Genomic DNA, 21,490 nt, shown 5'->3' on the forward strand with positions numbered 1-21,490 from the left:
CCACATAATTGTTGAACAATATTTTTGACTTTTCGAGTAGACACACCGTTTACAACCATTTCTAGCATTGAAAGTACAAATGCTTGATCACAACGTGCATATTTTTCAAACAAGGAAGGTGAAAATCCCCCATTGCGAGTACGAGGAACCCTCAGATTCACCCTACCAATACTCATAATGAGCTCACGCTCATAGTATCCATTACGAGAATCAATTCGGTCAGTAGAACGTTCATAAGCTCCAACTTGTAGATATTCGTCACGTTCTTTCTCCATCACAGAATTTAAAACAAGAACAATCGAAGCTTTAATAACAGAGTCAATATCAGAATTCATTACTGATTCTTTTAAAACATCAATATCTAGGTTAAACTGTATTTGAGTCATTTTTATTCCTCTTTTCTATGTTTTTCTTGGTCGTTAAACATTGTTGACAAAAAGGAATAAAATGACTCATTTTCTTTTTACACAATTATACGGACTTAATCACATCTTCTGACAAAGGAAAGCCAAAACAGCTCAGTTGTGTCTGAAGTCGAGACATCTTCTGACAAGGGAAAGCCAAAACAGCTTGGTTGTGTCCGAAGTTGAGACATCTTCTGACAAGGGAAAGCCAAAACAGCTCAGTTGTGTCCGAAGTCGCGTAACTCCTTTACTATTAGATTTTAAACACGCTGTTGCATCTTCAACTTCGCACCGAACAGCAATTCACCGACATATCACACCTATTTTCACAAGCACATTCCATGTACAACAAGTATTGTCACACCTCCAAAAAACGGATGTGGTTTTAATTATTTTTTTATAAAAACTTGCATTAATCGTTAACTATAATAAGAAAATTAAAGCGTGAATTCGTATGTGAATTCACGCTAAAAAATGTATTGTGATTTACTGTTTTGCACCCTGAAGCGGAACCCGTTAGGAACTCCCCAGGTCTCCTGTTAAAGTAAATCTAATCTTCTTCTATAAAAATTTCAGTCCCTTTCTCGTTCATGTCAACTTTCATTCCACCGCTTTTATCTTCATGTGTGTCAGCCTGTTCCGTCTGCTCATCACCCTTCTGTTCACCTTTTTTTCCTTTTTTAAAATCATTCATGGTCGATAAAAAGTCCTCCGCTAAGTCTGATGGGATGATTCCCGTTCCATATGTAGCTCCAACATTTAAGCTCCCACTTAAATCCCTTACTCCAAGGTGTGCGATATTATTATTCAGTTCATATTTATCAATCAGCATTCGTTCAACCTTTATATCCTGGTAAACAATGGGGAGATGGGTTGATTGCGTTTGACTACCCAATGCTTTCTTGATTTCCTGAAACTCCTCAAAAATCTGTTTATTTTCAGATTCACATTGCTGGATCCGCTCTTTTAGGCTAGTCATGTTTTGGGTAAGGACATGTAACTGTTCCTTTAGTTTGTCCATTTCGTGAAACCACTGAGCCCTCATTCTTTTTTCTACAGTGGCGTTGATTTTCGCTTCAAAATCATCAGGAATGCTAGGATATTGCTTTTCCTTCTTCCCCTTGACTGCTGATTCTTCTAATGCATTCATAGTGGAAATGGCAAGTAAGTGGCTTTCCATTTTCAAAAATCGCTTCATTGTCACTTCAAGCGTATTGATTCTTTTAAACTCCACTTCAAGCTTCGTGATCCTCTTTACTAAAGCGTCCCGATCATTTTCTTTATGACCATTTCTTTTAAAGGGCATTTTTATCATCACCACACTTTTTTCCGTCAATTTATTTTAAGATGAGCATCTATTCGATTATGACAAACTCCTCTGGCTCTATTTTTTTATGATAGGTAATTACGAGAAGTCCATGATTAAACCTTGCTCGTATCGGATTGCCATCTGTTGGTTCTGGAAGCTCAATCGTGCGCTCAAATTCACCATATACTCGCTCGTTTTTCAAGGCTGTTTCTGGTTTAAATGGCAATCTTGAAATTCCTTTTATGGTTAGTTTGGATCCAATGACTTTTAACTGAATGTCTCTTTTATCAATCCCGGGGATTTCGATTAAGATGACAATTTGAGAGTCTAGCATGAAGATATCTACTGGAGGATATTCCATTGATTCTGCAGGACGACCTACTTGATCTTCACTTTGTTCTGCCTTCATGTCCTGCATAAATTTCCTTGCCGATTCCTTATCGAATACTTGGTTCCAAAAATCACCCGCTTGGTATTTCTGGGCAACCTCCATCCACTGCTTGAGCTTTTCAAAATCCACCATGCTTCCCCCCCTCGTCAACTGTTTGACATGCTAATTAGGTATCGCCTTCTACTACTAATCATATTGTTCGATTGGCGTTTCATTCCTGCGAATTCGTTACAGCTCCTTAATTATCTAAGGAACCAGACGCCCATCTGTTCATTCAACGGGAGGGACGTCTATTTGCGTATATTGCATATCGGTTGCCTTAGGTAGTTTAATTTGAAGATATTCATCTTTATAGGTGGTAATAGCTCCTTTTTTCTTGACAATCTCAGGCAGGGCGAACACATGATAACTTTCTTCATACGGGTACCCCTCAATGATGATTTGGTTAGATGTATGAAAAATTTTTAAGTTCGATAATTTTGACGGATCCTTTATTCTAAACTTCACATACACGTGATCAAGAGAATCAAATATCGAAGGAGTTAGTTCACTTGAATTCGCTTGTACGGGTAATGTAATCTCTCCATCTTCACTCACTTGGTTCTCATGAAACGCACGGTTTAAAACAGAAGCATTTTTTTGAAAGTAGTCCATAGAAGTTGACATTGATTTCGAAATGGATTCTTGAACAAATTTTTCAATGCTCGAAGATTCTCCTGACTGCTTCATCAACTGCTGCATAATATCCTTGAATGGGAAGAGGGATTGAAAGGGGAACATATGATAACCTCCTTATACTCAAGCTAAAATTGATTTGAAACAGGCAACGATGGGTTGAAGATTTGATCTTGATCCGTTATATCTGTATCTAAATAACCTTCTGCAATCACAGATGAATTTGGTGATAAATCACCCAACGAAAAGCTTAATCCTACATTTTTCGAATTGGCCGTGTGGCTGTTATGAACCGTACCACCAATATCAAAATTCGCGTTTTGGCTCATATTATTCGTCTTTATATTAAAGACATTAATCATATAGGGCATTTTATTTATTCCTTTCTCTCTGACTTTTTTCTGTACTAAAATCGACTTGGTCTATAACTGTAATTAATCCTGAGTGGCATTTACAACCGCTGGGGTTCCGATATCGCCTTGATCATTTAGATCCGGATCAATAAACACATTCTCCATTCCTGCTGTAGTTGGTGAAAGATCTCCATAGGATGAATTTTCCCCTTGGGACTTCGAATTCGCTGTGTGGGCATTATGAAAGGATTCACCAATATTCACTGAACCGTTATTTGAAATGCTATTGACTTTCATGCTATAAATATTGATATGAGTTGGCATATTGATTACCTCCCCCTTCATGTTCTTATATCTTATGCAATAGGCATGCAGGCTGTTATCCCTAATTTGAAGTTGTTGCTTTTGACGAAAAAAAATAAGCACATTTCCATAAACTAGAAATGTGCTTACCCGTATTTTTATAAAGCTGAAGCTTCTGCTTCTCTTAAGGTTTCAACTTCAACAGGAGGATTAAATTTCCCTTCCCATTTCGCCACTACGAGAGCTGCTAATGAGTTTCCTACGACGTTAACTGCAGTACGTCCCATATCTAGAATACGGTCAATACCCGCAATAAATGCTAAGCCTTCAGCAGGTAAACCAATTGTACTAAATGTCGCTAATAGAACAACAAAGGAAACTCCAGGTACTCCAGCCATTCCTTTAGATGTTACCATTAACACTAACATAAGCGTAATTTGGTGACCAATGCTTAAGTCAATTCCGTACATTTGAGCAATAAATAAAGACGCTATCGCTTGGTATAAAACAGATCCATCCAGATTAAAGGAATAACCTGTTGGAATAACGAAAGTCGCAATATGCTTTGGACTTCCTGCTTTCTCCATTTTGTCCATAATTTTCGGAAGGACGGTTTCGGAGCTTGCTGTTGAAAAGGCTAAAATTAACTCTTCCTTGATCAACTTCAGTAATTTAAAAATACTGAACCCAACGAACTTGGCAAGTAAGCCTAAAACAACAATCACAAAGAAAATCATCGTTCCATAAACGGTAAGGGCTAGCTTACCTAATGGAATCAGGGATGAAAAACCGTATTTTGAAATCGTTACCCCGATTAATGCAAATACACCGATTGGGGCATACTTCATAAATAAGTTCGTTACATAAAACATGGCATTTGCCATACCTTCAAAGAAACGTAAAACCGGTTTTCCTTTTTCACCAATCGCAGCAATTCCTAGGCCGAATACGACGGCAAAGAAAATAATCGCAAGCATGTCGCCTTCAACCATCGCTTGAATTGGATTTGTAGGGACAATATGAAGCAGCGTATCGGTAATCGATTTGCCTTCTTGTTCCTCTGAGGTGTGAACATAACCAGAAATATCACTTTGCTCTAGCTTGTCCATATTTAGACCAGCACCAGGCTGAAAAACATTGGCAGCAATTAGACCGACCGCGATCGCGACTAATGTCATCCCTATAAAATAAGTAAGAGACTTAGCGCCTAACTTCCCAACCGATTTTAAATCACCGACACCAGCAATCGCAACAATGATACTAGAAAGGACAATTGGCACGACAATCATTTTAATTAAACGGATAAAAAGATCACCGAACGGCTGTAAGACACTCTGTGCTGTTGCACTTCCATAGAAAATCCCACCGACGATAATCCCTAAGACAAGTCCGATAAAAATTTGAGTAGCTAAACTTAATTTAAACTTTTTCATAAATTACCTCACCCTCTTGATGTTTTTTAGAAAGCTGTATTGCTTAGGCAAGGGAAACAAATGAATACGATAATTCTCACAAAAAAAACGGCAAATGCCGACTTACGATCTATCGTTCTCGTTTCCACTAAATTGCTTACGAGGTTAGCTTTCAGGTTAGGACTATCGGAAACACTGAGCCCCTTCTTTATCAGAATTCACCTATAACGGAAATATCCTCCGTGTAAATCATTGGGTCCCCCGCTCTTAAAAATAAGATTAAGCACATATGAACTAATAGAATTTTATCATTAAAATACTATATTAGTAAACTATTGATTATTTCCAGTAAAAGTGATTCCTACCTTCCACATAACATTTTGCAAACTATTTTCGTTTAAACCTTCGCGCAAGCACATTATTCTTTAATAATTTATGCGCAATATAAAAAAGGGAGCAGTCTCTACATATTATAAAGACTGCTCCCCACCTAGCGGAACGCTACTTATTTAATTTTGCTAGCAAATAAATTCCTGCGGTTCTTGTGCATCACTTTAGATATGTATTTATAAATGTTGCTACCTTTTGGTTTAATGTCGTTTCCTCTGCCAACGCAGGTGGAAGATTGGCTGTTTTGTAACCAAGAATTGTTTGGTTTACCGTTTCTTTGATTGCTAGGAAAAGCGGTTCGCTAAGTTCATAAATGGACATAAGGGAATTTATCTTTTGATGATAAGTAAGCGCCTCTTGTAATTTCCCAGATTTAAAACAATTATATAGGTTAACAGATTGTTCGGGAGCAAACACGGAGGTTCCATTAATCGATCCTGCTGCTCCAATTTGTAACGCTGGCAGGATTAAATCATCAAAAGCTGCGAAAACAGCAAAATCTTCTCTTTTCTTTTTTGTCTCAAGAATAAGGTTTCTAATATGCCCAAGGCTATCAATCGTGTCTTTAATACCCACAATATTCTCACAGCTTTCAGCAAGTCTTGCAATGAGTTGTGGTGACAGACTCTGACCTGTTAACATCGGAATATTATAAATTAACACAGAAATATCAACACTTTCGGACACCGCAGTAAAATAATCATAAAGTTGATCTTCTGTAAATTTCCAATAGTACGGACTTACGACAAGCACCCCGTCGGCACCGCATTCTTGGGCATGACGTGACAATTCGATTGTATCCGCTAAAGAAGATGTTCCTGTACCAATCAGAACGGGTACCCGATTATTCACATACGGAATCATTTCAGCAATGAATTTCTTACGCATCTCAATGGATATAGAAGAAAATTCTCCAGTACTACCCATATATAAGATCCCGTGTACCCCTTTATTAATGAGAAAATCTGTTACCTGTTTGTTTGCTTCCCATTCAAAATCTCCATCCTCATTAAATAACGTGACAACCGGAGAGATTATTCCATGAAACTTGCCTGATTCTTGTTCCACTTATTCATCATCCTTTTCCGAAATTATCATTGTAAAACTCTCCTCCACACACGTTGGAGGTGAGCGAGAATCCGGTTACATAACTTTCTCACTAGGCACTTGAACTTTTACGGGATTTGCCAATACTCCAATGGAGGAAATCTCAATTTCAATATAGTCGTTCTCCTTAAGTGTAAATTCGTTCGGCGGAACAATCGAGGTGCCTGTTAACAGAACTGTACCCTCAAAAATTTCATTGTCTCGAATTAAGAATGAGACTAATTCTTCAAATCGTCGTTTTAACTGAGCTGTATTGGCAGTCCCCTCTACGACTAGTTGGTCATCTCTGAAAATTCGGCAGGTAAGCTGAAAATCATACGGGTCTTCTACCGTTTCTGCAAGGCGAATAGCTGGTCCAATCGCACATGAATGTTTCCATATCTTAGCTTGTGGTAAATAAAGGGGGTTCTCTCCCTCGATGTCCCGGCAACTCATATCATTGCCGATTGTATAGCCAACAATCCGCCCCTCTTTTGTAATAACAATCCCAACCTCAGGCTCGGGAATTTGCCAGTTGGAGTCATTTCGTAAGTAAACGGGAGTATTCGGCCCAATGGTTCTAGCTGCAGTTGATTTTAAAAATAACTCAGGCCGCTCAGCATCATAGACTTTATCATAACAGGTATGTTCGTCGTTTTTTCCATTTGTAGTTTCATAGTTTCTTGCATCCCTACTTTTCTCATAGGTCACTCCAGAAGCCCATACCTCTGGGGCAACAATCGGAACTAGTAATTCTAATTCGTCTAGTCTCTCTCTAATCGGATCCGTCCCGGCTATAGAGTTTTCAACCAGTTTAAGGGCTGTAACCCCAGTAGATTCCGCTTGATTCACCAATTCCATGAAATCCGAATGAGGCAAAGAATAAATGTCTCCTTGATCTGTTAACGCACCAAGCACAACAGCTGAATGATTATTTACAAAACGAATGATTCTCATGTAAACCCCTCCTGTTTTATAATATAAAACTCAGTTTTGTTATTTAAACAAAAATGACTCCACTTCACCATGCAACATATTAAATAAGGGCCAAGGATTTTTATGTTGTAGGTCATAAAAATCCTCGACGCTATTTGATCGGTAAATGCATTTCGTATCCTAATTCTCTAGATATTTTCATCGCAGCTTCTTTTAGCATCTCAACTGTCCTCTGAAGTTTTTCTTGGTCGATACTTGCAGAATGCTGGGACATACTCATTGCGGCTACAACTGTTCCAGAATGATCCCAGATCGGAACTGCAACGCAGGTGATGCCTGGTTCATTTTCTTCTTTATCCATTGAATAGCCGTTTTCCCTTACGTTTTCAAGTTCAGCCAAAAAAAGTGTTTCATCGGTGATTGTATTAGGAGTCTGCTGAACGTATTCATAGTCTTTAAGGATTTCTTGAAGTTCATTACTAGATTTATTTGCAATAAGCGATTTTCCGACTGCACTGCTGTGCAACGGTATTCTTCTACCAATTCTTGAGTACAGTACTGTTGCGGAGGGACCTTCCACCTTATCAATATAAATTCCTTCTTTGCCATCACGAATAACAAGATGGACTGTATTTCCCGACTTTACCGACAACTCAATTAAATACTTCTTGGCAATCGTGCGAAGGTCGAGTCTTCGAATGACAACATTACCACGCTCGAATAGTTTCATTCCAAGTCGGTATTTACCATTTTCAGGATTTTGCTCAATATATCCTCTTTGCCTTAATGTCTGTAATAAAGAGTGTACTGTACTTTTATGGAGTTGCATTTTTTCACTAATTTCAGTGATTTTCATTTCCTGTTCGTATTCATCGAATAAATCGAGGATACGGAGTGCACGATCTACTGATTGAATGATAAGCATTATTCTCACCCTTCTAAAGTCCTATATATGAATACATTTTACCATATTAAAGTAGATTAGGAATATGAATTCTGTGTTATCGAAGCACTTCCGTATCTCTTCTATCCTGACAAATTTGAGACCAATACGGGTACCCTTCCACATCTCCTGCAGTAGTCAGGGCAAAGGCTCCTACCCTATTTCCAAGGCGCACCGCTTCTTCTAGTGACCATCCTCTTAATAGTCCAGACAGAAAGCCAGCAGCAAACCCATCTCCTGCACCGATCGGATCTATGATTCGAGTTACGGTATAACCAGGAACAAATCCTTGGGCTGCTTTCGTTGCATAATAAGCACCTTTATCACCTAACTTTACCACAACTGCTTCCACACCTTTTTCCAAAAAACAGGCGGCAATGTCCGCTGGTTGTTTCTTTCCCGTTAATATCGTACCTTCTTCCAGACCAGGAAGAACGATATCAGATTGGGCTGCGATGACGTTCAATACTCCGCTTGCTTGTTCTTTGTTCCAGAGCTTCAGACGGATATTTGGGTCAAAAACTACCTTCACTCCATTCTTTTTCGCCAATGAAATGGCATGCATGACGGTTTCCCGGCAAGAAGGGCTTAATGCAGGAGTAATGCCTGTTAAATGAAGGAACGACGCCGTTTTTATCTGCTCTTCATTTAAATCTTCTGGAACCATCCTGCTGGCAGCAGAGCCATTCCGGTAATATAAAATATTCGGTTCTTGCATCGGCCGCATTTCCTTAAAAAATACAGCAGTAGGGTTATTTTCATCAAAAATGACACCCGAGGTATCAACGCCTTCGCCTCTAATAAAGTTGCGAATGTAAATGCCAAACTCATCCTTTCCAAGTCTTCCGGTCCATCCAACTCGATGACCGAGTCTTGAAAGAGCGATTGCGACATTCGATTCTGCTCCCCCAATTGTCTTTTGAAAACTGCTGGTAAACCGTAAGGGGCCAGGTGTTATTGGTGTAAACAAAACCATTGTTTCACCAAATGTAATGACATCCATTCGTTAGCCCCCCTATTCTCCCAATTGAATTCAATGTGTGTTTTCTGAAAGATTGGTTGAGTAAGCAGCCAAATCCTTCTTATAGTCATATATAGCATCTTCTGCCACCTCGAACGGAACAACACCATTGGCTGCATCCGTATGTCCCGCCATCCGATTGCTTGCAGCGACAAGACGCTGGCGCTGACGAATTGTTTTTAGTCTTGTTTCACCCAGCTCTTTCCTAGCCTCTTTAGCAGGATCAAACTGAAACACCAGGTTTCCATTTTGGAATTCGTCTTCATCTAAATAATCGATTCTTTTGTTACGAAGCTGAAGATAAAGCACATCCCCAGTCTTTAGATAAAGAATTCCTCCACCATTCTTCGCTTCTGGTGTCATGTGCCCGATTGCAGCACCATAGGTTACTCCAGAATAACGCCCATCACTGATTAACGTTGCTACTCTTTTCAGCTTTCGATTCGCATTTATATGCTGCATTGGAGTAAACATTTCTGGCATACCGAATGCTTCCGGTCCCTGCCCAGACACAATTACAGAAATTTTCAATGCACCTTCGGCAACCATAAAGTCAAATAGCTCATCATACTCCAAATTCGTGCCGTCCTTAAACAATTCCGGTGCATTGTGTTTGAGCATTGCTTTCATCGTTAAATAATTAAAACTTCTATTCTGCTTTACTTTTTCTAATAAATTTTCTTCCAACAATCCTTCATTGGCACTATGTTCATTATCATAAAAAAGGACAAATGATGCCTTTTGATCAAAATTATCGAGTTGTGCTGTTGTCATTCCGCTAATCTTTACCACGGCACTTTCAAAAAAGTTCCCTGTTAACACGTCCACTCCGCTGAATGACCTTCTCGGTTTTGAAAGAATAATAGGATTATCCTTTACTCCAGTTGCCGGTAAACCTTGTTTTTTCGAGAGCCGCTCTCTCCAGGTTGTTCCGGTCACTGTCGGTGCATCTATATCCATTGGTACACCATTTTCAATCAACTCATAGATGAGTGTCTCCATCCCTTTAATCTGACCACTGCAGCATTGCATTGCAAGTGCAAAAATGTCCCTGCCCTCAGTCAGGCTATAGTTAAACAAATCTGGAATCGGGACCTCATGATGGATTTGGTCATAATCCCACAGATTAAATTTATAACCGCCGTACATCATCGCAGCAACGATGTGCATCATCAAATTGGTGGAGCCCCCTGATGCACTGTGGATCCTAATCGCATTTCTAATATTGGCAGCCATAATGCTAGAAGTTCCAAAAGCTGGATTATTTATCATACCTGCTAGTGAATCGACTGCTTTATTGACCTCTACCTGTGTTGGCGGAGCTGTCAGTTGCTCAACTGCAGGATGTACGAGCCCCATACCCGCTACCAGGTGGCGAGAGCTATTTCCTGTCCCGTTAAAGGCACAGACACCACCCTGTCCGTCACAAGTCGCAACAGCCAATTTCTTTTCGTAAAGCTCGTGCTGACTTTTCGTGATGATGCCCCGCTCCCGCGCGCGCTCAAGTACGCCTTGAAATGCTGTATTTGAGGAGCATTGTAAAATGTACGAAAGAGCGTCACGCAGGTCAAAGGCAATATCCTCGGCCCCTTTCGCATCTGCGAGGAGTGCTACTTCTTCAAGCTCGGAAAACAGCGCACTTGGAATCGTTCCTCCCTTTAGAACATGGGCAGGGGCAAAAGTAGCAAAAAACGGTGCTTCATTTCGAAATTTGCGAACTCGGTCTAAATGTGCCAAGGCACTTACGACACCAAGAGGCTGTTTGTCACAGCCCTGAATCACAAATGCCCCGTGATAGCTGTGCGCTTCTAGCTGGTTCACAACCATTTGTGCAACTGCATTCCGGCTTTGCAAGGAATAGCTCATGCCCTGGTTATTCTGGGCGGTGCCATCACACATGACAGGAGTTGCGAATTGAAAAGGGACTCCTCCGTTTTGCCAAATCCGGATGGCTGCCCTTGCAATCGTTTGGAAGTCCATGATATGGGCTGGATGATCCTGTGAACCACCAATTATCGCGATCCTTGGCGCATTATGATGAAGCCGGTCATAAATCTCTTCTAACGACCAATCGGGCCGGTACCCTTTCAATTCTGTTTGGAGGATTTGTTTAGACCGGTCCAACAATCCCGCGACGCAAATTGGTTCATTTGCTTTACCTTGAACATTATCCCGATATGGGTTAACTATATTCTCAATATGAGGGAATTTCACTGTCATCAATTCTACCTCCTTTTTACCATTCGGCTACACTGCCATCTTCGTTTCGCCAAATTGGATTTTTCCAATCATGACCCTTTTCAGCTGCAGCAAGAACGGTGTTTTCATCCACTTCAATACCCAATCCTGGTCCTTCAGGAATCTCGACAAATCCATTTGTATATTTGAACACGGATGGATCTGTTAAATAGTCAAGCAAATCACTGCCTTGATTGTAATGAATACCTAGACTTTGTTCTTGAATCACCACATTTGGTGTACAAGCATCCAGTTGGAAAGAGGAGGCTAGTGCAATTGGACCAAGTGGACAGTGCGGAGCAACTGAAACGTCAAAAGCCTCCGCCATAGCCGCAATCTTTTTACATTCTAGGATTCCACCGGCATGGGAAAGGTCCGGCTGAATAATATCCACATACCCATCTATTAGTAGCTGTTTAAAGCCCCAACGGCTATATTGACGTTCACCTGTAGCAATTGGGCAGACAGTATGTCGGGCTATTTCTCTTAAAGCCTCATTGTTTTCCGGTAAAACCGGTTCCTCGATAAACATCGGGCGGAAAGGTTCTAATTCCTTTACGAGAATTTTTGCCATGCTCTTATGAACCCTGCCATGAAAGTCAAGTGCGATTCCAAACTCTTTACCCACCGCTTCTCTTACGGCAGCGATACGTTGAACGGCCGCCTCCACCTTTGAATGAGTATCTATATAATCCATTTCCTCTGTTGCATTCATTTTGACTGCTGTAAAACCAGCATCCGCCTTTTCCATGGCTGCTTTTGCCACATCCGTCGGCCGGTCTCCACCAATCCAGGAATAGACCCTTATTTTTTCCCGTGCCTTTCCACCAAGCATTTCGTATACCGGAATTTGATAGTACTTCCCTTTAATATCCCAGAGCGCCTGTTCAATTCCGGAAATGGCGCTCATTAAAATCGGACCGCCTCTGTAAAATCCCCCTCTATAAAGCACCTGCCAGTGGTCCTCAATCATTAAGGGGTCTTTTCCGACAAGATAGTCGCTGATTTCTTGCACACAAGCTCTTACTGTATCTGCTCGCCCTTCCACAATTGGTTCTCCCCATCCTGAAATCCCTTCGTCCGTGTCAATCTTCAGGAATAGCCAACGGGGAGGCACTTTATAAAGTGTCAATGCTGTGATTTTTATAAAAATCCCTCCCTACTAAACTACTTAGGTAAACATCCTTGGCCTTTAAAGAAATTGTTTTTCTATTAAACTGCTTAAATACGAACGTTCGAACTCGACAAATCCATCGGGGCTGGATCAGATACTATTTCAATAGCATCTATGCTTCTCGCTTCCTCCAACATCGATTCGGATATCCATATCTCCTGGATTTCCAATGTGTTTTTGATCCGGACGATCCTTACTTTGCTTAAATCAAACGCATTGCAGGTTTTAATCGCTGCTTTTACTGCCAATTCCTCATTTTCTAAAATCATCGGTAGCTTGACGACCTGTGTGACTGTACTTGTTAATGCATTGGCATATCCTTTTTCCAAAATGGTTTGATCCATCACCTTCTGGGTAGAAACATCGGCCATCCCGATTCCATTTGCATTCCCATGAGTTTTCTCTGTTAATCCCAATACTGCAATTCTAGTTACCTGAGGACCGCCACTAGCATATGGCGTAGCATATCGTCCAGTTATATTCGGATCCATTCCGTCTCCCGAAATGTCCTTCCCCAGTTCATCCACAACAAGTACATCGATTGGATCAAACATGATTCTTGGCATTAATGATTTTGCTTCCTTCAAGAGTTCCGGTTCACGATGGATGATCTCTTCTGCCGGAATTGCAACAATCTTAGCAGGTAGATCATAAGCATTTTCTATCGACCCGAGACCAAAAATGATTGGTGTACGCTCAATAGCTATTTTCGCCATCTCCACCACATGCTCAGCCATGTATTTGAAGCTGAAGGCATGGGCAGCTTCTGCCCCTTTTTGCTTTCCAAGACCAATGGTAATCATTTTCATTAGTCCACTTTCTACTGGTCCACGAAAAGCGGTATGTGGTTTAATTCTGTTGATCACGATGATTTTATCTGCCTTGTAAGCATGATGATCCATATAAATTGGAAGACCGTTTGGTAGCCTTCCAATTTCTACAACCTCCATTGTAGCTAAAATGGGGGCGCCAATTGCATCTTCTGTTACCCCTAACTGCTCGAGAACATCCACTTGCCCAGCAGCAGTTGCTCCTCCATGGCTCCCCATCGCTGGTACGATGAAAGGATGTCCTCCAACACTTTTCACAGCATTCACAGTCTCCCTAACCAGTTCCGGCAATTTAGCGACGCCCCTTGAACCAACAGCGATGGCCACTCTGTCTCCAGATTCGACTCTATTAAGTACCCCGGCCGTTTGAATCGCTTCATGAACGGCCTTTTTTACATTCTCAACTTCTGGAGCATGAAATGTTTGCCTTATCTTTATCATTTGTGGAATCTTTATGTCACGCAGGAGTTCTTTTATGATTTCCATGTTCTCTCATCTCCCGGGAATCTCTTTCCTATTTGCGTACTTTTTCAATTTCCTTCATCATCTCGTCCACTAAGTCCTGACCAAACTTTTCGGAGTAGTCATCAATAATAGGCTGAATGACCTCTTTCATTTTTTGCTTTTCTTCGGCAGATACTTCGTTAACCTTTGTTCCTGATTCCTTTATTTCTTCAATCGCTTTGGCATCTTCTTCACGGCTTATCTGACGCTGATACTTGCCTGCTTCAACTGCTGCATCTTGTAAAATGGTTTGCTCTTCCTCGGAGAGACCATCCCAGAATTTCTTACTAACCAGAAATACAAATGGCGTATATACATGCCCAGTCAAACTTAAATAATCCTGAACCTCATTAAATTTATTCGACTTAATGGTTGCAAGCGGATTTTCCTGACCATCTACTGTTTTACTCTCAAGTGCTGTGAACACTTCTGAAAAAGCCATTGGTGTTGGATTTGCCCCAAGCTCTTTAAATGCATCAAGATGGACTTCATTTTGCATGGTTCTGATCTTAAGCCCTTGGAAATCTTCCGCCTTTTCAACAGGATGTTTACTGTTTGTCAATTGGCGGAACCCATTTTCCCAGTAGCCCAGTCCAATGAGCCCGTGTTCTGGGAGTTTTTCCAGTAATTTTTGACCAACTGGACCGTCAAGGACCGCATCAGCCTCTTCAGGCGTATTAAACAGGAATGGGAAATCAAATATTCCAAATTCCTTAATCATTCCTACTAACGGTGATGTGGAAGGAATGGTAATCTCCTGAAGTCCTCCCTGTAAGGCCTCAGTCATTTTTTGGTCGTCACCAAGTGTCGCGCTGTAAAATGGCTTTACTGTTAATTTCCCACCGCTCTTTTCAGCCACAATTTCACTAAATTTTTTTAATCCTAGACCTTCTGGATGGTCTTCGTTAAGCCCAATTCCCGCTTTTATTGTTCTCTCTTGAATCCCGTCAGCCTTTTTTCCTCCATCATTATTTCCGGTTGACGCAGAACCACATGCACTAAGCAGTAACATTCCTGGAATAATAATTCCAACACCCAATTTTTTTAGCCAACTTTTCATTTACACTTCCCCCTTATCTCGTTCCTTTACTATTTGGAATGGTCACTTGACCTACTTGTTCCCTCAAATCCTTATCATTCTTTACTTCTAAATTAACCAGGTATTTCGGGTACTTCTTTTCAATCAGTACATCCATGATCCCCACCGCTGCCTTTGTCCTCATTTCCGCCTCTGCTTCTTCCGAATACCAGGCAACATGTGGTGTTAAGATCACTTGATTCATCGAAAGAAACGGGTGCTGTGCAGCAATCGGCTCTTCTTCAACTACGTCTAAAGCTGCTCCCGCTACCTGTCCTCGCTCAAGAGCCTCAACTAGAGCACTTTCATCGATAACAGGACCTCTTGATGTATTAATAATCAATGGTTTCTTTTTCATCCTCGCAAATTGTTCTTTTCCAAGCATCCCTTTTGTAGCTGGAGTCAGCGGAGCATGGACAGAAATGATATCCGACTCTTCCACAAGCGTTTCAAGAGAGACGAGGGTAACACCCTTTCTCTTTGCCTCTGCTACTGGAAAATAAGGATCCGAAGCGATGATGGTAAAGCCAAGTGGCTTTGCTTTCTCGGCAAGTGATTGAGGAATCCTGCCAAAACCAACAAGACCCAGTGTTTGATTACGCAACCGATGAATCGGTCGTGTCACCTTAAAATCCCAATTCCCGTTTTTTACCTGTTGATTGGCAACCACCACTTTCCGTACCCATGATAAAATCAAGGCTAAGGCATGATCGGAAACTTCATCCATACAGTAATCAGGCACATTCGCTACACAGATTCCTCTTTCTGTAGCCGCTTCCAAGTCAATCGTATTTACTCCAACTCCATAACGTGTGATCACCTGACAGTTTGTTAACGATTCAATCACTTGTCTGCTTAGTGGTGCATACTGATTGATAATACCGTCTGCATCATGGCAAGCATGAATGACTTCAGCTTCCGTACGGCATTGGGCTGCGATTACTTCGATTTCCGGCGATTGGTATAACACCGCCTCCTCAAATCGAAGATCTTCAAACTCCCAGTCTGTTACCACTACTTTGAACTTAGCCAAAACTCCACCTCCAATAAAATTACGTTAAGAAATCAAGCGGAACCATAATAATAGAAGGAAATAGTATCAAAAGAATAAGGACAATAATATGAACTAGAACAAACGGCCATATCCCTTTTGTTAATTCAATGATATTGATCTTACTGACTCCACAGCCGACATATAAGACCGTTCCAACTGGAGGAGTTATTAAGCCAATACACAAGTTAATCACCATAATAATTCCGAAATACACAGGATCAATCCCAGCCAGCTTTACAAGCGGCAGAAATACCGGTGTAAAGATTAAGATCGCTGGTGTAAGATCCATGACAAGACCAATCGCCAATAAAATTAAATTAATTAATAAAAGCAACATTAAAGGATTATCAATCAGACCGCCAAGAAGTGCCGCCATTTGTCCAGGAACATCTGCCACGGTGATCATCCAAGCAGATACCATAGCAGCCGCTGCTACGAACATAACCACTGCGGTTGTCTTTGCTGCAGCAACAAGGACATTATGTAAATCCTTTAATTGCAACTCACGATAAATGACAGCCCCGACAAATAAGGCGTAGAATGCTGCTACTACAGCTGCTTCTGTTGGTGTAAAGATTCCTCCCCTTAAACCTCCAATGATGATAACAGGAAGAAACAGTGCCCAAATCGCTTTTATAGTAGCTTGAAATATTTCCTTTGATGATTGTCTTTTGGGAAGCTCACTTTTATCTTTCCGAGCAATAAATGTCCAGACAACGATTAATCCGAGTCCCATCATAATCCCTGGAATAATACCACCCATAAATAATTGAGTGATTGAAACCCCTGCGGTTACCCCATAGATAATCATTGGAATACTAGGCGGAATCACGGGAGCAATAATACCTGAAGCACAAATTAATCCTGTCGAGCGATTAACGTCGTAACCCCTGGCAATCATCATTGGTATTAAGATGGCCCCAAGCGCCGCCGTGTCGGCCACTGCTGAACCGGACAAACCAGCAAACAAAATGCTAGCAATGATGGCTACATACCCCAGTCCTCCTCTAATATGACCGACCAAGGACATCGCAAATTCAACAATTCGCTTAGAAATACCTCCTGCGTTCATCAGTTCACCTGCTAGCACGAAAAATGGGATCGCCATAAGTGAAAAATTATTTGCTCCATTAATTAGGTTTTGCGCTACAATTTGCGCATCCATCATATCTAAGGTAAACATAATGGCAACTCCACAAATGATTAATGCAAAAGCGATAGGCACCCCAAGTGCAAGTGACCCAAACAATGAGCCGAGAAAAACACCAACCATATATTTGCCTCCTTTCGAAATTAATACTCAACTATTTTAGTAGCTTTATTGTTTTATAACTTCTTCGGTGGATGAAATGATGCTAAATTGTGAATTGGACTTTGATGTAAATGCCTGTATCATTCTGGCGATAATAATTATTGCCATTGATACACTTGTAATAACGCCTATTCCATAAAGAAATGAAAGTGGAAGCCCTGTTGCCGGGGCGGTACTGTTCATATTTAACACCGTCATTTTCCAGCTTCCTACAAGCAATAGCCATAAAATATATAACACTAATAAATTACTAATCACAAAAGCGATTTTCTTTAATTTAAGCGGTAGCGCATTGACAACAACATCGACACCAAGATGCATATTATCCTTCAGGCAGGCAATTGCACCTAGAAACACCAGCCACACAAACAGAAATCTAGACATTTCTTCCGACCATGTAATTCCTGAATTAAAAATGTAACGGAGGATAACATTCCCAAAGACTAGAATTGACATCGTGGCCAGTGACAAAGAAATACTCACATTGAGAATTTTTATACAAATCTTACTAATTTTTTGTAGCATGAATAGATCCCTCCTTTAGTTGGCTTCAGCTTTGATCTTTTCAACCAACTCTTCGGCCCAATCGAATTCTTGATAAATTTCATCGTATAAAGGTTGGGCAGCTTTTTCCATATCATCTATGAATTCTTCAGATGGAGTAGTAAACTGGATACCATGCTCTTCGAGGAATTTCTTGTCTTCTTCATAGCTTTTTTCCAGTAATTCAAATTCATACTCTGCAGCAGTCTTTGAGGCTTTTTCGATAATTTGCTGCTGTTCTTTGGACAAACTGTTCCAGAATTGACTATTAATGATATAGATGTTCGGGCTAAACATATGCTTAGATTCCAAAACGTCACTCTGTACTTCATACCACCCGGATGCTCTCAGGGTTGCAATTGGATTGTCTTGGCCATCCACAACCTTTTGTTCTAATGCAGTAAATATTTCAGAGATTGGTAGAGGCGTAATATTTGCTCCAAGCAATTTTCCAAGAGTAATGTAGTTTGGTATATTTGGCATCCTTAAGCGAAGACCATCAAATTCCTCCAGACTCTTAATCGGTGTATTTGATGAAAACATTCTGAAGCCATTTGCACTCCAAGCCAACGGTTTTACACCATGCTCTTTTTCAAGGTCGGCCGTTAATTCTTCTCCAATCGGACCATTTAATACGGATTTTACGTGTTCAAAGTCTTTAAAGAGGAAAGGCCATTCTGGGACAGCCATTTTAGGAATATCTGCCTGCATGATTAAACCAGGAATCCCCATTTCAATCGTGCCGTTTCGTACTCCGTCATAGAACTCCTTTTCGGCACCAAGCGTACTATTCGGAAATAGCTGAACTTTTAGACTTCCTTTTGATTCTTCTTCAACAATTTTCTTGAATTTTTCTTTGAGGGCTATATTCTGTGGATGATCTTCTGCAAAATAATGGGCGACTTTAATCGTTTTTTGAGATTCGTTGCCGGTTGCTTGTTCAGAATCAGATTTTTCTGTACCGCTACAAGCGGTGAGGAACAATGATGTAATGAGGATAAAAATACCTAAAGTTGAAAATTTTTTATTCATCTTACCAACTCCTTTTTTATTCAGGATAAAATGTAAGCGATACCAAAATGTTCAATAACCAAAAACTTCAATAAGCACCTCCTTCACAAATGATTACATTATAATGATGGGTTATGAAATATAGAAGAAAAATTGAGTGGACATTTCAATAGTTTTATAATATAAAACTACATTCCACTATATAAAACTAACATAATGGTAATATAATTCAAATTTTCTGACTTGTCAATAATTTTATTAGGGTTTTTTTTCGTTTTTTTCTAATATTACTTCGTTTCTTCTAGCTTTTCTTACTAGTTGGACAAACTGCTGCGCAAGTGAGGTTAATGGTTCCCACTGATTATTATCTATAAGATCCTTCCTAAGTAGGGCACCGCCAACTCCCACGGCAACAGATCCCGCAGCGATGAAATCCTCCGTATTTTCAAGGTCGATTCCCCCAGTTGGCATCATTGGTATGTGACCTAAAGGTCCGCGAATTTGTTTGATGAAATCTGGGCCCAATGAACTAGCTGGGAAAACTTTCACAACATCTGCTCCCCACTCATACGCCTGCAAAATTTCAGTTGGTGTAAAAACGCCAGGAATTACGATTTTCTTGTATCCTTTGGTTACCTCAATCGTTCCTTTATGTAAGGTCGGTGCAAAAATAAATTCTGCCCCTGCCTCAATTGCCATTTCAGCTGACTGAGAGTTCAGCACGGTACCTGCTCCAATTACGGCCTTTTCTCCAAATATGTCTTTTACCTCGCGAATCGCCCCCAATGCGTCCTCAGAATCAATTGTGATTTCAATGCCGGTAACTCCTCCTGCAATAAGGGAAGACACAACTTGAGTCACTTTTTCTCGACTGACTTTCCGAACAACAGCAATAACACCTGAATCTAATAGGTTACTCAGGTTGCTATGACTCATGGAATTCCTCCGTTTCATATTGACGTTTTAATAGATTTTGTTATTCAAACCTTCAACGTGGATGGTAAGGAAAAGGAAGGTCCCTTAAGATAACAGGATTCCTCCTTCCATCGTATTTATATGGTTTGGGCTAATCTCCAAATGGCAAATTCTTGATTTTTGTGTCTTTCTGCAGCCGTCAAAGCTCCGTTTGCGGTTTTCATAATCAGTTCATAGATTTCTTCGCCAATTTCATCAATGGTGTTTATACCTTCAATGATTTTTCCAGCATTTACATCAATATGCTCCTCCATAATTTCATAAAGCCTTGGATTCGTTCCGATTTTAATGACAGGAACAATTGGTGAACCCGTAGGCGATCCTTTGCCAGTGGAAAACAGAACAATTTGTGCACCTCCAGCTGCAAGACCTGCTACCGATTCCACATCATATCCAGGTGTATCCATAAAGATAAACCCTTTCTCCGTTGGTTTTTCTGAATAGGCTATCACTTCCATTAATGTTGAATTCCCACCTTTTTTAATACAGCCTAGCGATTTTTCCTCAAGTGTTGTCAGCCCACCTGCCATATTCCCAGGAGTAGGATTGGCTGATCGGATATCCTCACCTGTGTCTCGAATTCTTGCCTCATATTCCTTTACTATTTTTAAGAAGGCTTCACCGACTTCAGGGTTCACCGCACGATTAGCTAAAATATGTTCTGCACCAATTGCTTCCGTTGTCTCCGCTAAGATACTGGTTCCTCCATCTCTAACAATTGCATCAGAACAGGCTCCAATTGCAGGATTCGCCGTGATTCCTGACCAAGCATCTGAACCGCCACACTCTAATCCGATGATCAATTCCGTAACATCAGCCGTCTCCTTCCTTTGCTCCTTGCTACGCTCTACTGCATGTTTTAGCCAGCTCCTTGCTTCTTTCAGAACGTCGGTAAGCGATTTATCCTTCTGAACTATGAGGGCATTCACATAACATCCCTCTTCTCTTAGTTCCGTGACTATTTTCTCAGCTGGATCGTCATCGCCCATCCCTAGAAAAAGCGCAGCACTTACGTTTGGATGACCCGCCGTCCCTTTGAGCGTGCGAATCGTTTGTTCTAAATCTTCCGGGTATTGTGCTTTTCCCCCTTGATGAGCAACCGGTATTACCCCCGGGGCAAGCTGGGCTACCTTTTTCGTAAGACTGGCCAATTCACCAACCGTATTCAATATAATCACATGGTTTCTAACACCTATTTTCCCATTTGGTCTACGGTACCCTTCAAATGTTTTCATGGCAATTGCACCTCTCGGTTTGTACTTATTCGTTCTTCTTCTTTCAATCCTCGGACATTGAATACATGAACATGGTAACCAGGTTGAATGTCCTCCGTTGCAATGCCCATGCATTCTCCATATTTCATGATTTTTCCACCTTTCGGGATAAAACGGGTTGCGATTTTATGTCCGTAAGGAATCTTTTGCATGACCTCTACGTTCTCCACAACCCCTTGGATGAAGAGTGATTCACCTTCTTTAATGCTTCTAAGAGCCACAGCCACATTATCGTTCTGATTCAGTATTAGCGCATTGAACTTTTTGCTCATAA

The 21,490-nt window shown here is 40.8% G+C and carries 22 protein-coding genes and 1 riboswitch; all 22 genes read right to left on the bottom strand.

Annotated features, from left to right (window positions below; translation table 11 throughout):
• On the bottom strand, window positions 1–386 hold a 386-nt coding region (locus tag E1I69_RS14130), incomplete at its 3' end, for a transposase (RefSeq protein WP_207308552.1).
• Between the two features lie 568 nt (window positions 387–954).
• A complete protein-coding gene (locus E1I69_RS14135) occupies window positions 955–1,710 on the bottom strand; it encodes a hypothetical protein (protein WP_136380228.1) in 756 nt (251 codons plus the stop codon).
• 49 nt (window positions 1,711–1,759) lie between these two features.
• A complete protein-coding gene (locus E1I69_RS14140) occupies window positions 1,760–2,236 on the bottom strand; it encodes an Hsp20/alpha crystallin family protein (protein ID WP_136380229.1) in 477 nt (158 codons plus the stop codon).
• A gap of 138 nt (window positions 2,237–2,374) precedes the next feature.
• Entirely contained in the window at window positions 2,375–2,884 is a 510-nt protein-coding gene (locus E1I69_RS14145) for an Hsp20/alpha crystallin family protein (RefSeq protein ID WP_136380230.1), read from the bottom strand.
• Window positions 2,885–2,907: 23 nt separating this feature from the next.
• Window positions 2,908–3,150 carry a spore germination protein gene (locus E1I69_RS14150; protein WP_136380231.1) on the bottom strand — a complete coding sequence of 81 codons (243 nt, stop codon included), beginning with the start codon at window positions 3,148–3,150 and terminating at the stop codon, window positions 2,908–2,910.
• 63 nt (window positions 3,151–3,213) lie between these two features.
• Window positions 3,214–3,456, bottom strand: coding sequence for a spore germination protein (locus tag E1I69_RS14155; protein WP_136380232.1), 243 nt, complete (start codon window positions 3,454–3,456; stop codon window positions 3,214–3,216).
• 137 nt (window positions 3,457–3,593) lie between these two features.
• Entirely contained in the window at window positions 3,594–4,868 is a 1,275-nt protein-coding gene (locus E1I69_RS14160) for a cation:dicarboxylate symporter family transporter (protein WP_136380233.1), read from the bottom strand.
• A gap of 118 nt (window positions 4,869–4,986) precedes the next feature.
• A riboswitch (cyclic di-AMP (ydaO/yuaA leader) is annotated at window positions 4,987–5,143 on the bottom strand.
• A gap of 253 nt (window positions 5,144–5,396) precedes the next feature.
• Complete coding sequence (locus E1I69_RS14165; RefSeq protein ID WP_136380234.1) at window positions 5,397–6,305, bottom strand: dihydrodipicolinate synthase family protein; 909 nt, start codon at window positions 6,303–6,305, stop codon at window positions 5,397–5,399.
• A gap of 75 nt (window positions 6,306–6,380) precedes the next feature.
• Window positions 6,381–7,280: a fumarylacetoacetate hydrolase family protein gene (locus E1I69_RS14170; RefSeq protein ID WP_136380235.1), complete on the bottom strand. Its 900-nt coding sequence runs from the start codon at window positions 7,278–7,280 to the stop codon at window positions 6,381–6,383.
• 130 nt (window positions 7,281–7,410) lie between these two features.
• Window positions 7,411–8,184 (bottom strand): IclR family transcriptional regulator, encoded by a 774-nt coding sequence (locus tag E1I69_RS14175; protein WP_136380236.1) that lies wholly within the window; start codon window positions 8,182–8,184, stop codon window positions 7,411–7,413.
• Window positions 8,185–8,260: 76 nt separating this feature from the next.
• Entirely contained in the window at window positions 8,261–9,205 is a 945-nt protein-coding gene (locus E1I69_RS14180; RefSeq protein WP_136380237.1) for a sugar kinase, read from the bottom strand.
• 30 nt (window positions 9,206–9,235) lie between these two features.
• A complete protein-coding gene (locus E1I69_RS14185) occupies window positions 9,236–11,443 on the bottom strand; it encodes a dihydroxy-acid dehydratase (protein ID WP_242634602.1) in 2,208 nt (735 codons plus the stop codon).
• 16 nt (window positions 11,444–11,459) lie between these two features.
• Window positions 11,460–12,608, bottom strand: a complete 1,149-nt coding sequence (dgoD, locus tag E1I69_RS14190; protein ID WP_136380239.1) for a galactonate dehydratase — start codon at window positions 12,606–12,608, stop codon at window positions 11,460–11,462.
• 74 nt (window positions 12,609–12,682) lie between these two features.
• The gene (locus E1I69_RS14195; RefSeq protein ID WP_136380240.1) at window positions 12,683–13,951 is read right to left on the bottom strand and encodes a lactate racemase domain-containing protein; all 1,269 of its coding nucleotides are present in this window, start codon (window positions 13,949–13,951) and stop codon (window positions 12,683–12,685) included.
• A gap of 28 nt (window positions 13,952–13,979) precedes the next feature.
• Window positions 13,980–15,029 (bottom strand): TRAP transporter substrate-binding protein, encoded by a 1,050-nt coding sequence (locus E1I69_RS14200; RefSeq protein ID WP_136380241.1) that lies wholly within the window; start codon window positions 15,027–15,029, stop codon window positions 13,980–13,982.
• A gap of 13 nt (window positions 15,030–15,042) precedes the next feature.
• Entirely contained in the window at window positions 15,043–16,080 is a 1,038-nt protein-coding gene (locus E1I69_RS14205; protein WP_136380242.1) for a C-terminal binding protein, read from the bottom strand.
• A 19-nt stretch (window positions 16,081–16,099) separates the two neighbouring features.
• Window positions 16,100–17,374: a TRAP transporter large permease gene (locus tag E1I69_RS14210; RefSeq protein ID WP_136380243.1), complete on the bottom strand. Its 1,275-nt coding sequence runs from the start codon at window positions 17,372–17,374 to the stop codon at window positions 16,100–16,102.
• Window positions 17,375–17,419: 45 nt separating this feature from the next.
• Window positions 17,420–17,938 carry a TRAP transporter small permease gene (locus tag E1I69_RS14215; protein WP_136380244.1) on the bottom strand — a complete coding sequence of 173 codons (519 nt, stop codon included), beginning with the start codon at window positions 17,936–17,938 and terminating at the stop codon, window positions 17,420–17,422.
• Window positions 17,939–17,953: 15 nt separating this feature from the next.
• A complete protein-coding gene (locus tag E1I69_RS14220) occupies window positions 17,954–18,988 on the bottom strand; it encodes a TRAP transporter substrate-binding protein (RefSeq protein WP_136380245.1) in 1,035 nt (344 codons plus the stop codon).
• Between the two features lie 237 nt (window positions 18,989–19,225).
• A complete protein-coding gene (locus tag E1I69_RS14225; RefSeq protein WP_136380246.1) occupies window positions 19,226–19,903 on the bottom strand; it encodes a bifunctional 4-hydroxy-2-oxoglutarate aldolase/2-dehydro-3-deoxy-phosphogluconate aldolase in 678 nt (225 codons plus the stop codon).
• 116 nt (window positions 19,904–20,019) lie between these two features.
• Window positions 20,020–21,177, bottom strand: coding sequence for a UxaA family hydrolase (locus tag E1I69_RS14230; protein WP_136380247.1), 1,158 nt, complete (start codon window positions 21,175–21,177; stop codon window positions 20,020–20,022).
• A complete protein-coding gene (locus E1I69_RS14235; RefSeq protein ID WP_136380248.1) occupies window positions 21,174–21,488 on the bottom strand; it encodes a UxaA family hydrolase in 315 nt (104 codons plus the stop codon). Before E1I69_RS14235 ends, E1I69_RS14230 begins: the two co-directional genes overlap by 4 nt.
• Window positions 21,489–21,490: the final 2 nt, after the last annotated feature.

The organism is Bacillus timonensis (assembly GCF_004799755.1).
In the GTDB taxonomy this organism is placed as follows: domain Bacteria; phylum Bacillota; class Bacilli; order Bacillales; family Bacillaceae_L; genus Ferdinandcohnia; species Ferdinandcohnia timonensis_A.

Bases quoted from the DNA above. Each gene is read 5' to 3' on its own strand.
- E1I69_RS14215 (WP_136380244.1), bottom strand. From the start codon at position 17,938: ATGCTACAAAAAATTAGTAAGATTTGTATAAAAATTCTCAATGTGAGT.
- E1I69_RS14175 (WP_136380236.1), bottom strand. From the start codon at position 8,184: ATGCTTATCATTCAATCAGTAGATCGTGCACTCCGTATCCTCGATTTA.
- E1I69_RS14230 (WP_136380247.1), bottom strand. From the start codon at position 21,177: ATGAAAACATTTGAAGGGTACCGTAGACCAAATGGGAAAATAGGTGTT.
- E1I69_RS14150 (WP_136380231.1), bottom strand. From the start codon at position 3,150: ATGCCCTATATGATTAATGTCTTTAATATAAAGACGAATAATATGAGC.
- E1I69_RS14160 (WP_136380233.1), bottom strand. From the start codon at position 4,868: ATGAAAAAGTTTAAATTAAGTTTAGCTACTCAAATTTTTATCGGACTT.
- E1I69_RS14145 (WP_136380230.1), bottom strand. From the start codon at position 2,884: ATGTTCCCCTTTCAATCCCTCTTCCCATTCAAGGATATTATGCAGCAG.
- E1I69_RS14225 (WP_136380246.1), bottom strand. From the start codon at position 19,903: ATGAGTCATAGCAACCTGAGTAACCTATTAGATTCAGGTGTTATTGCT.
- E1I69_RS14140 (WP_136380229.1), bottom strand. From the start codon at position 2,236: ATGGTGGATTTTGAAAAGCTCAAGCAGTGGATGGAGGTTGCCCAGAAA.
- E1I69_RS14180 (WP_136380237.1), bottom strand. From the start codon at position 9,205: ATGGATGTCATTACATTTGGTGAAACAATGGTTTTGTTTACACCAATA.
- E1I69_RS14155 (WP_136380232.1), bottom strand. From the start codon at position 3,456: ATGCCAACTCATATCAATATTTATAGCATGAAAGTCAATAGCATTTCA.
- E1I69_RS14235 (WP_136380248.1), bottom strand. From the start codon at position 21,488: ATGAGCAAAAAGTTCAATGCGCTAATACTGAATCAGAACGATAATGTG.
- E1I69_RS14135 (WP_136380228.1), bottom strand. From the start codon at position 1,710: ATGCCCTTTAAAAGAAATGGTCATAAAGAAAATGATCGGGACGCTTTA.
- E1I69_RS14200 (WP_136380241.1), bottom strand. From the start codon at position 15,029: ATGAAAAGTTGGCTAAAAAAATTGGGTGTTGGAATTATTATTCCAGGA.
- E1I69_RS14170 (WP_136380235.1), bottom strand. From the start codon at position 7,280: ATGAGAATCATTCGTTTTGTAAATAATCATTCAGCTGTTGTGCTTGGT.
- E1I69_RS14185 (WP_242634602.1), bottom strand. From the start codon at position 11,443: ATGACAGTGAAATTCCCTCATATTGAGAATATAGTTAACCCATATCGG.
- E1I69_RS14195 (WP_136380240.1), bottom strand. From the start codon at position 13,951: ATGGAAATCATAAAAGAACTCCTGCGTGACATAAAGATTCCACAAATG.
- E1I69_RS14220 (WP_136380245.1), bottom strand. From the start codon at position 18,988: ATGAATAAAAAATTTTCAACTTTAGGTATTTTTATCCTCATTACATCA.
- E1I69_RS14210 (WP_136380243.1), bottom strand. From the start codon at position 17,374: ATGGTTGGTGTTTTTCTCGGCTCATTGTTTGGGTCACTTGCACTTGGG.